The organism is Rhodococcus pseudokoreensis (assembly GCF_017068395.1).
Taxonomy (GTDB): Bacteria; Actinomycetota; Actinomycetes; order Mycobacteriales; family Mycobacteriaceae; genus Rhodococcus_F; species Rhodococcus_F pseudokoreensis.
Map to the genome: position 1 here is coordinate 458,621 of NZ_CP070614.1, position 10,244 is coordinate 468,864.

7 protein-coding genes are annotated in these 10,244 nt (G+C 63.0%); 4 read left to right on the forward strand and 3 right to left on the reverse strand.

Annotated elements, in window-relative coordinates; genetic code table 11:
* Nucleotides 1-214: 214 nt before the first annotated feature.
* The 3 genes from JWS13_RS02220 to JWS13_RS02230 form a co-directional block, all read right to left on the reverse strand.
* Nucleotides 215-400 carry a hypothetical protein gene (locus tag JWS13_RS02220; RefSeq protein WP_206004194.1) on the reverse strand — a complete coding sequence of 62 codons (186 nt, stop codon included), beginning with the start codon at nucleotides 398-400 and terminating at the stop codon, nucleotides 215-217.
* A 69-nt stretch (nucleotides 401-469) separates the two neighbouring features.
* A complete protein-coding gene (locus tag JWS13_RS02225) occupies nucleotides 470-1,048 on the reverse strand; it encodes a DUF6431 domain-containing protein (RefSeq protein ID WP_206004196.1) in 579 nt (192 codons plus the stop codon).
* A gap of 271 nt (nucleotides 1,049-1,319) precedes the next feature.
* Nucleotides 1,320-2,009: a thermonuclease family protein gene (locus tag JWS13_RS02230; RefSeq protein ID WP_275957293.1), complete on the reverse strand. Its 690-nt coding sequence runs from the start codon at nucleotides 2,007-2,009 to the stop codon at nucleotides 1,320-1,322.
* An 889-nt stretch (nucleotides 2,010-2,898) separates the two neighbouring features.
* On the opposite strand from JWS13_RS02230, the gene JWS13_RS02235 reads away from it, so the two are divergent.
* From JWS13_RS02235 to JWS13_RS02250, 4 genes are all read left to right on the forward strand, one after another.
* The gene (locus tag JWS13_RS02235; RefSeq protein ID WP_206004200.1) at nucleotides 2,899-3,378 is read left to right on the forward strand and encodes a hypothetical protein; all 480 of its coding nucleotides are present in this window, start codon (nucleotides 2,899-2,901) and stop codon (nucleotides 3,376-3,378) included.
* A 529-nt stretch (nucleotides 3,379-3,907) separates the two neighbouring features.
* Nucleotides 3,908-7,567, forward strand: a complete 3,660-nt coding sequence (locus JWS13_RS02240) for an NACHT domain-containing protein (protein ID WP_206004202.1) — start codon at nucleotides 3,908-3,910, stop codon at nucleotides 7,565-7,567.
* Between the two features lie 633 nt (nucleotides 7,568-8,200).
* A complete protein-coding gene (locus tag JWS13_RS02245) occupies nucleotides 8,201-9,010 on the forward strand; it encodes a nucleotidyltransferase domain-containing protein (RefSeq protein ID WP_206004204.1) in 810 nt (269 codons plus the stop codon).
* Entirely contained in the window at nucleotides 9,007-9,639 is a 633-nt protein-coding gene (locus JWS13_RS02250) for a metallophosphoesterase (protein ID WP_206004206.1), read from the forward strand. Before JWS13_RS02245 ends, JWS13_RS02250 begins: the two co-directional genes overlap by 4 nt.
* Nucleotides 9,640-10,244 lie beyond the last annotated feature (605 nt).

The window sequence follows — 10,244 nt, forward strand, 5'->3', positions numbered from 1 at the left end:
GGCGCCCGGTGCCTGCACCTTCGCGGTCGCAGTGTCGAAGCGGACACAGGGGTCCCCGGAGCGGGTATCGAAGGGCGGATCGGCGTGTTCGTAAACGAACGCGAAGTGGGGCGCACCTCGTGATAGGCGACCCCCCACTTCCGGTGTTCGGGGCGAGCGAGCAGGTCACGCGGCACCGCGTGACTGCTCGACTGTCACCACCCGGCGGCTGGTTCTAGCTCGCGGCCTTCCACCGGTTGCGTCCGTCGGAGCCGGGTGCGCAGACCATGGCTGTTCCGGTGCTGGTGTGTTGGCCGTCGCTGAGAATGCAGACCATGGCGTCACGGAATTTGCAGACGCAGGTGTCCCCGTTCGTCGGCAGGCTGACGGGCTCGTCGGCACGGTGACTGCTGTGCGTCATTGTGAACGCCGACGATCGGCACGATGACGGACGCACCCGGGCACGGCAAGACCGGACGGGACGGTTCTGTCAGCCGCTGCGGGGTGGGGACAGCAGACGTCCCTGTGTGTAGATCCCGATCAGGTCCCACGGCGGATCGGGGAACCCGAAGCGGCGACGATCCTCGACCGCGGCCGCCGATAGGACGCACAGTGCGTCCCCGAGCGGATTCCCGACGTACCGGATGGTGCCGAACGCCTCGCGGGCGACGAGGACCAGCCGCTCGGTACCCCGGCGATGGAGCCACTGCACATGCTCACCGGTGGTGCGGCGTAGCCAGCGCCGCACGGTCGATTCCGGGCGTCCCATCTGCTCGGCGATCCTCCGGAACCCCAGGCCTTTCGCCTTGTGGGCCAACGCATTCCCGATCACCTCGGTGGTGTCGGCCCGGCGTACCTGCAGGGCGGTGGGCAGCAGGATGTGCGTGGCGCCGCAGTCGCGGCAGCGCACCCGTTGTGGGCGCACGGTCAGGGTCGTCTCGCCCACCGAGCGGACGGTGCGGGCACGCCCGTGTCCCCATCTGGCCACCGCGCCCCGGCACTGCGGGCATCGCATGGTGCCGGCGTCGAGGAGGGCGTCGGCCTCCTCGGGCCGGCGTAGGACGATCACAGCCGATGACTCCGCTCATGGTGGGACCAGTGTCGACGACTACATCCCATCGCACCAGGGGCCGGTTCGTGTTGGTAGCAGCGCTTCTCACGGCACGCCGTCACGCCCGATGCCGACGACGTCGCAGCCGTCGCCGCGCGGTCGTGTCCGCCCGATCCGGCAGTGCTCTCACGGGCTGTTCTCGTTCGTCGGCACGGTGACGATGCAGACGATCGGCCCTCTGCCCGGAACCCATCTGCATCACGGATGACGGTTGGTCGCCCCGTGGTCGTCATACGCAGAGACGCTCAACACTGGTGACGCCGGTGCCGCCGCTGCAGAAGGCGCCGGGTTTGACGACGTTCCCCGAGGGTGCCGGATTCGGTGCGGGGGTGGGCGGTGTGGGTGCGGGGCGAGATTGCGGTGCCGGCGCGGGACTCGGTGCCGGGGTTCCGCCGTCGCAGGTCCACAGTCCGCGGTCGGCGGCGCGGGCGGCGGTTTCGGCTTCGATCAACCGGTCTGCGGTGCGCAGGTAGTCGACGGTGTAGGCGCGCGCGGCGTCTTCGCGGGCGGCCTTGATCGCGTAGTCGCCGTCCATGTCGTTGTCGAGCGCGACGTAGCGGTTGGCCTGACCCGTGCTGTCGGTGTCGGGTTGCGCCGGTTCGGGGTTGAGTTGGATTGCCCGGCCGAGGAGGTGATCCTTCGCGAACTGGGTCGATTGTGCTGCCCAGCAGTCCTGGCCTTCGGGGGCGTCGATGCCGAGGACGGATACGGTGAGCGTCTCGCCGCTGGTGGGGTGTCGGGTGATGATGGTGTCTCCATCGATGACCTCGACGACCTGGGTGACGCCCTCGGTCGTGTATGGGTTTGCCGGTCCGGCCACCGCCGGGGATGCCGCTGCGCCGAGGGCGGCGAGGGTGGCGGCACCGACGAGGACCGCTCGCGCGGCCCGGGCGGGCGTCGTTGTCGATTTGCTGTGCACGTGAACTCTCCTGATGTGAATGGACGACGTCCGGACCGTGGCTCGATCGCGGCCATGTGGCGACGGTGTGGCTGTGTAGCAGTGCTGGGACCTACGCGTCATCCACGGTGGACGCGAACATCGGTGTGGTGATGAGAGGTTCGGGGGTGGCCGACCGGGCCTGCCGCTGTGGTGGCCTCGGTCCAGCTGCCCGTCCCGCCTCCGAAGCCGTGGCCGCCCACCGGAAGGGGCGGTGTGCCAGTCAGCTGGGTTGGCTGCTGATGCGCGCCCGGGGGTTGCTGGCCGCCGGGGGTGGTGTGACCGCCATCGATATGTCCTTCGAATCCAAGTGATGCGGGATGGCGGACGTGAGGAGCTGATCGTTTGCTCGGAATCCCCCGGAAGATAGATACCAGACGAACCGGACCTCACAGATACCGTGGGTCGGTTCTCCTGCAATATGGGATGCCGAAGGGTTTCCCGTGAGCTTTCACAGCAGTACTTTCCTCGAGGTATCCGAGCCTGCCGGACCCGACCCAATGGGGGAGCCGACATCCCGAGGGTCGAGCTTCGTCTGACTGCCAGGTCAGGCGTCGGGTGGGTGTATGTGCGGGTCACGAAATCCCGGCACACGCGGTACCTGCAGCACGGTGCATAGTCGGCGACGCCAGCCGATCACACGGCTTCCTGAATCATCGAAATATGCGACGGCACGACATATCACACGAATGCAGCGGGGTGTCATTCACGTGATCTACACCTACATTGCGAATCGGGAGCGCCGCGTGAACCAGGTCGGCGCGGTCTGCTTTGATACGCAGGAGGGTGCGAGTGACGCCGGCACGTAGACGCGGCATCGCTGTACCACGCCGTGCGTTCACAAGAAGGGCGTGTCTGAGGCAGGAGGCATATGAGGACAGCGACGCAGCGCCGTCGGACCGGTTGGGGAATCATGCTGGCGGCGGCGATTGCCGGGGTGATGGGTGTGACCGCAAGTCCCGCGTCGGCCGAACCTGCACCGACGACGATCACCATCTCCAGTGAAGACCTCTATGTCAACGAAACCTACACGGTCACGGTGCATTGCCAGGAGCGCAGCACCGTGGGCGTTGCGGTGGATGTCGATCCCGCCGTTGCTGAGCAGAGCGACTTGCTCGGGGGTATTCCAGTTGCGCCAAATGAGGACTTGTTGGCGACCGTGCAGTGGAGGCCCACCAGCATCGGAACGCACACCCTGTATGCGTATGGCTGCGCCAGTGGTGTGGGATGGCCGGACTATCGACCGCCGACCGCATCGCTGACTGTGGACGTGATGCCAGCACCGACAGGCACGGGGAGCGCTGACGGCATCCCCGTCATCGGGCCGATCTTGAGGGAGCTGTTCGGCTGATCCAGCCGTGTTGCCTCCTTCACGACCGGCCAGTGAGGGGGAGGACCTTCATGCGCGATACGAAGTTCCCTCCCTGCTCATCGGTTCCTCGCAGCGGAAAACGCGAGCTGGGGTTCGGCGGCGGGCGGGCTACTGTTGGGTCCTGATTCGATCTAAAGCGAAACCGCTCCGACGAACCCTTCCTGCGCGCCGTGGTACGGAATCGCCCGGACCTTCCTCCTGGCTGCAGGCTTGGAACTTTGGCCGAGGTCATGCGATCGACGACGTCGTGGATGACCCGGATACCGCGGATCATTCTGCAGCCGCTGACTGCACCTTCGGTGGTGGTCTGAGCCGCGATGTGTCGTTGGCCACGGGGTTTTCGCGATCTCGTGGTCGTCGCCGACTACGCTTGGTCGAATGGCTACTCGACTTCTGAGTCATTCCTGCGCTGGAGGGCAGTGAACGCTGTCGGGCGAGCCGACTAGGATCAGCACAATTGATGTGGTCGGCTCGTAGCGTGCCGCCAGGGGAATGGAGCGAGCGCCGGATGGCACGTGATGTCGGGCAGTCAGGTAGATATCTGTACAACCGGCTCAGTGAGAAGCAGTTCCAGCAGTTGTGCAATGCCCTTCTCGCGCATAGTTTCCCGGATACAATCTGTTATCCCGTAGGGCACAGTGACGGCGGGCGAGACGCGGTCCGTCGCACTGGTGGTCGATCCGTTATCTACCAGGTCAAGTGGACGAGCAAGCCACAGCAGAATCCCGTGTCATGGCTGACCGCGGCTATCAAAGGGGAAGCGGACGACATCCGGCGCCTTGTCGCAGAAGGTGCTGAAGAGTACTACCTCATGACCTCGGTAGCAGGGACCGCGGTCCCCGGGCGCGGCACAATGGACAAACTCGACGAACGCCTGGAGGAGTACTCCGCGGAATTCGGGATACCTGTGCACTGTTGGTGGCAATCCAACATCGACGCCAGAGTTGACGCGGCACCCGCGGAACTCAAATGGGCATACCAAGAGATGCTGGCTGGCGTCGACGCGGTGCGCTATCTTATCGAGGCCGACAATCTTGCGGCAAAGGACCAGGACCTCCGAACCCTCCTACGAGCAGTTCTCGCCACTCAATGGCAAGAAGACGTCAAGGTGAAGTTCAAGCAGGCCGAACTGGAGGCACACCACCTCATCGACTTGTTCATCGACGTCGAAGCAGTACAGGTGGCACTGCCCCGTCGAGCGATGCAGCTCTCGCACCTCAAGCACCGGCAGAACCTCGGGGGTGCCGCCGCGTACCTGCTGGCGACAGACAAGCCGCTTACCTTGGTGCGAGGCGAGCCGGGACAGGGCAAGTCGACACTTGGTCAGTATCTCTGCCAGGTGCATCGTTCGGCCTTCCTGGCTGACGACGGGTACAGGTTGGGAGACTCACGCCTGAAAGAGCCTGACGTTCCCCGGCTGCCGCTGCGCCTGGACCTCCGTGACTACGCCACGTGGCTTGGTGGTGAGGACCCGTTCGCCGACGAAGACGACAACAACAACACCCGCAAGAAAAAACGTCGAGAGCGCAAGCCGGGCTCTCTCGAACTGTTCTTGGCGGAGTTTCTACTGGCCCGCGGCGGGGGCTTGCCGGCCACGGTCGAAACGGTACGCGACGTCTTGCACCGATTTCCGATGCTCGTAGTGCTCGACGGTCTCGACGAGGTTGCACGGGTCCAAACGCGCACGCGTGTGGTCAAAGAGATCGACGAATTCACAGCCCGGCTGGGTACGAACAGCTTGAGCGCCCCACAAGTTGTGGTGACCACGCGTCCCAATGCCTCAGGAATGGCCGAACCGTCGCCGGACACCTTCGAAACGATCGCCCTGTCCCGGCTGAGTGCCTCGCTGCGAACCGAGTACCTGCGCAAGTGGGCTGATACGCACGCCATTCACGGCCGAGACCGCCGCGACCTAGAACGCACATTCCGGCAGCGGTCATCGGAGCCGCACATCCTCCAGCTCGCTGATAACCCCATGCAGCTGACAATCCTGCTGTACCTCATGCGCAAACGCGGCAACTCGGTGCCCGCCGCCCGGACCGATCTATACACGTCTTACATGGAAACCTTTCTCGACCGGGAGACAGCGAAGACACCATCGGTCGACGAGTACCGAGACGATCTCGAGGAGGTGACTGCCTACCTGGGGTGGCATCTTCAGTCCCTCGCGGAATCGGCCGGCGGGAACGGGCAACTGGCGACCAAGGCCCTGCGGAGGGCGATCCTCGTTTACCTCGACGCCGTAGAGAAAGAAACGAAGCTGGTCGACGCACTCTTCACGGCCGTCACCGATCGTGTCTGGGCGCTGACCAGCAAAATCCAAGGAACATTCGAGTTTGACGTGCAACCGCTACGCGAGTATTTCGCCGCGCGGTTCCTCAACGATTTCGCTGGTGCCGATGTCCGCGGCTTCGACAAATCGACCGTTCTCCGCGCACTGGTTCGCCGTCCGTACTGGCTGAACACCAGTCGCTTCTATGCAGGCTTCGCCAAGCCCAATGAGCTCGCAGGGCTTGTGGAAGCCCTCGAGGAGGAATTCGAGGAGGGAGTGAGGCCGCTCCAGGTGAGACTCGCAGCCTGGACTTTGCTGGCGGACGGCGTTTTTAGTGCCCGCCCGCGGACACAGCGGAACGTCGTGGAGTTGGTCACCGACGATTTGAGTATCCGACTGCTGGCCCACACCATGGCATCCAGTCCGGAAACACCGATGCTTGCCTACGATCGCGGTGGCCGGGAACTGGCTGAACAGCTGCAGAAACACTTGGCGGCGGACCCCGAGTCGGCGCTCACACCCGAGCGCACCGCGATCGTGAAGCGGTTTCAGGACCGGGAAGCATTCAATGACTGGTGGCAAACCGAGCTAATGGCCGCCAGCGGACGACGGCAAATCGCCTGGCTACAACTCGGCGCCCCCGTTCAGGCCGGGATGCACGTCAAACCCGAGAAGGTTTCGGAACTTGATCTTCGTGAGGACAGCGCTGTAGAGGCTGCCGTCGAAGCTGGCATCATGCCGGATCCTGAATCCCCGCTTGAGGAGCGGATGATTCAAGCCGTTCTCACCGGACAATGCTCCGACTCTGAGGGAGGAGGTTGGAGCGTCGCTAGCGATCTCATCAAGCTCTGCGCCCCTCGCCACCACCTGCGTAAGGCGCTTGAACTGTGTAAGAGGGACGAGGATGACGACGAACAACCGTTCTACCGCGCAGTCGTAGGGCATTGCGACACCGGAATCTCCGATAGTGCTCGGCAGGCAGCCATGAGGCGCCTCAGAGCACGCGATGCGCGGTTCGCGCAATTGCAGCGGGCGCTTCGTTTCAATAGGGGGCAGGCGGGAACGACCTCGCCGTGGGGCAACACCGCTCGAGCGTTGAGCACGATCTACGGTCCATGCTGGCTCGCGGCGGAAATTGCGGTTATCGGGGCAGTCCTACCAACCGCGAAGTTCAGGACCGGAGTAGACATCACAAGGAACTCCAACGCGCTTGGGAACGCGGCCGACTACGGCCGTCTACTCCAGGACATTCGGTTCAACCGCGCGAAGTCGGAGTGGTGGTCCGAGCAGTTCGCGGAGTACGACGATCCACTGTCGAGGGCCACCTGGGCGTTGGCGCTCCTGGCGGGAGGGTCAGGCGAGGTTGTTCTCGCCAACATCGCCAACCTCGCTGCTGCGGCCAAAACTCTACCGTCACCCATGCTCAGCGCGATGGTCGCAGGCTCGAGTCGCTTGGGGGCCTCCGGGCTGGCACGGAAACTTGGAGATGGGGTGGTGGCCGCAGCAGTGGACATCTCGTCGGTCGTGGGCCTGTTGGTGGCGCATCACGCGACCCATCTTGACTTTGCTGTTGACCTGCCGGAGTTCACAAATCAGCAGCTCAGTGAGCTGAGCAAGTTCGGGACGAGCGGATGGCCGGCGTTGCGTGCCTTGTCGGTGAGAATGCTCAAGTCCCCTTCCGAGGAAGTGTTGGCAGGTCTTCGAGCACACGGCCCTGCCGCGGTTCTGCCGCCAGTGTTCATCGAGCTGGGTTCAAAGTACGAGGAAAGAATCCTCAACAGCCCTGCGAACTTCCCACTGGAATGGGTCCTCGCCGCCGAACAACGAGTGTCTCGGGATGCCGGAAACGAACCCCTGGAGAAGGTGGCTGCGGACCACAACTGGTTTTCGCTGTAGAACGGCCATCTAACGCCAGGAGTGTCCCTGTAACTTCTGTCAAGCAGCGACGGCTAAGATGGGTTGGTAGAGCTTCGCGTTCTCGCGTGTGGCGTCGAGGACGCGGCACCGGCATCGGGCGAGGCAAATGAGTGCGGCGCCCACGTTCTTGCCCTGGGCGCATCTGCGGTCGTCGTAGGCGCGGCGGGGTTGATTTTCTCGGGTAGCGGCATGGTCGCATGCGCGAGCGCTGAGTGCGAGGCTACGAATCATGGCCGCCCGGTCTCACTTCTGCTGGTTTGCAGTGTCATTCATATAGACGACATCGCCCGGCTTTGCGCACCGCCTGCGCTGCTGCTTTGTGGACCGTCTGTGATGCGTTGTTTGCCGGGTGACTTCCGTGGGTGGAACGAGCAGAACTACTCGCGCCCAGGCTGATGCTGCGGGTGTAAGTCAGGGTCGGGCGACGGCCCGCTTCGTCAGAAGTAGAGACGAGACGAGGGTGATGACTGCGAAGCTGTTCAAGGACATCGGCGGCACGTTTCGGTTACCGGATGGTTGCGAAGAGCGTGTCGTTGCGGCCGGAGCCGGGCTGCACCGCGAAACCCTCGGACCTCTAGACCGACCGCCTCCTGCCTTGTGTAACCTTTCGTCATGACCGAGTCACTGGACGGACGCATGTTGGCGGAAGCCCTGCGCCGCTTGGCGCTTCGGCAGACCGAGATTGATGGTGTCATGGACAGAATTGTCGATGACACCATAGGACTGCTGCTCTACGGCAGCAGAGCTCGCGGGGACTTCGTTCCATCGTCGGACTTCGATCTTCTGAGGTTTACCACTGCTTGGGACTCGCCCACGTTCAAGTCCGGTAGGGTCTCTGTTAGTTCGTACACGCCCGAGCAACTGCTGAGTGCGAATGGCACTCTCTTCGGCACCCATATACAGCGCGACGGTAGGGTGCTGATCGAGCGCAACGATGAACTGACGTCACTAGTTGCCGCATTTTCCCCGGCTGAACCAGACAAACTCCTCGAGCGGGTCCGGCGCTATTCGATGATTTTGAATCAGCCTGAAGCAGAGATGCGATCTCACTGTTTAGGTTTGGTGCGCCTTGCGCGTTACCTTCTGCGAACGGCGATATATGCGATTGCTATGGCTCAGGGAAAGCCGTGTTTCTCAGTTCGTGAATTGGCAGCTCAGTACGGCGAGCCGCGATTGGCCACGCTTCTTGCCTCGGATCCGGAAATTACCGGGCCAGGCTCAGACGCTTTACTCGAGGAGCTGGTCAGTCGCTTGGTCGTTGCGATTGGTCCCCTCCCATCACATGACCATGGATCACTTCATGCTCTTGCAGTTCGCTACTGGGACGTAGATCGGAGCCTTGCGGCGCTAGCCATTAGAGCAGCGGACGAGGATGACGCGGACTCCCTGGATTATTCCGACCTCCCGAAGGTTTTGCTGTGAACACTCAAGTCGCCATAATCGGCGACATTCACGGTAACAGTGCAGCTCTCGCTGGCATTCTTCGCGAATTGGATGGGCGCGTCGAGCGGTACATCTTCACGGGCGATTTCGTCAATCGTGGTGAGCACAGCGCGGCAGTTGTTCAGGGACTGGTGGAGTTGGCGCTGCGACATCGGGACACAGTGTTTGTTAGTGGTAACCACGACCGTGCATTCTTGACTGCGCTCGAGACGGGCGACCTGTCTCGGCTTCTCAAGATGGGGGGAGCCCCCACTGTCAGCTCGTACGTCGGGTACCCGTGCGGTGACATTGCTAAGCATCTGCAAGCGTCCGTTCCCGCCACCCATCTTGCCTTCTTTCGAAACTTAGTCCCCTACTTCAGGAGCGCCAGCGGTCTCTTGGTTACCCACGGCCCACGTGACCGTCCATCGACTGCACTCGTGTCCGACTACCACGTCTATGGACATGTTCCCCAACACGATCGAAGGCCCAGCATCGCGGAAAGAGAAGCTGCGATCGACACGGGGTGTGGCTCTGTTCCCGACGGGCGGCTGACGGCGCTGCTATATCCGGCTCTGACCATCATCCAGGTCGATGGGGAGGGCAGACTAGTTAGCGGCAACCTGTGAGTCGAAGCCTTGTGTAATTGCCGACCTCAGTGCGGTGTTGTCAGTCCTCTCTGCGATTACAGCTGCCCGTTGTAGCACCTCGGAGGACTCAAGGTCTTGCCCCAGGCCTCGAAGGGCCTCGGCCAAGTGCACCCGCGCCCACCCCTCACCGGTTGGGTTGCCGATCTCCGTGTATTCCGAAACGGAGTCAACGAGCAGTCCGGCTGCCTGACTGTGTCGGCCAGAGGCGCACGCAATTCGGCCCAATAGATGCTGCGCGGCGACGGTGCCTTCTCGGTTCGAAGCTTGCGTGTTCTCCTGGTTCGCTCGTTCAGCCAATCGCTCCGCCTCGCTTAGTTCCCCCTTGGTGAAGAGGAGCCTCGCGCGATCTGGAGCAGCGAAAGCGCGATGTTGCGGGTTGCCCTACAGCCTCGTTCTGGCGAAGCCGCCTCGCGGAGAGCTGCCTCGGCACCTGCGGTATCGCCACTGGCTTGCCGTATCTCCCCGAGCAGCGAGTTGGCAGCGGCAAGTGGCGCACTGGCCTCGACTGAAATGAGTAGTGAGAGTGCCTCTTCGCAATCCGCCGCCGCGCCTTCAAGATCGCCAGCGCGTCGTTTCAAGCGTGC

Bases quoted from the DNA above. Each gene is read 5' to 3' on its own strand.
- JWS13_RS02220 (WP_206004194.1), bottom strand. From the start codon at position 400: ATGACGCACAGCAGTCACCGTGCCGACGAGCCCGTCAGCCTGCCGACG.
- JWS13_RS02235 (WP_206004200.1), top strand. From the start codon at position 2,899: ATGAGGACAGCGACGCAGCGCCGTCGGACCGGTTGGGGAATCATGCTG.
- JWS13_RS02240 (WP_206004202.1), top strand. From the start codon at position 3,908: ATGGCACGTGATGTCGGGCAGTCAGGTAGATATCTGTACAACCGGCTC.
- JWS13_RS02245 (WP_206004204.1), top strand. From the start codon at position 8,201: ATGACCGAGTCACTGGACGGACGCATGTTGGCGGAAGCCCTGCGCCGC.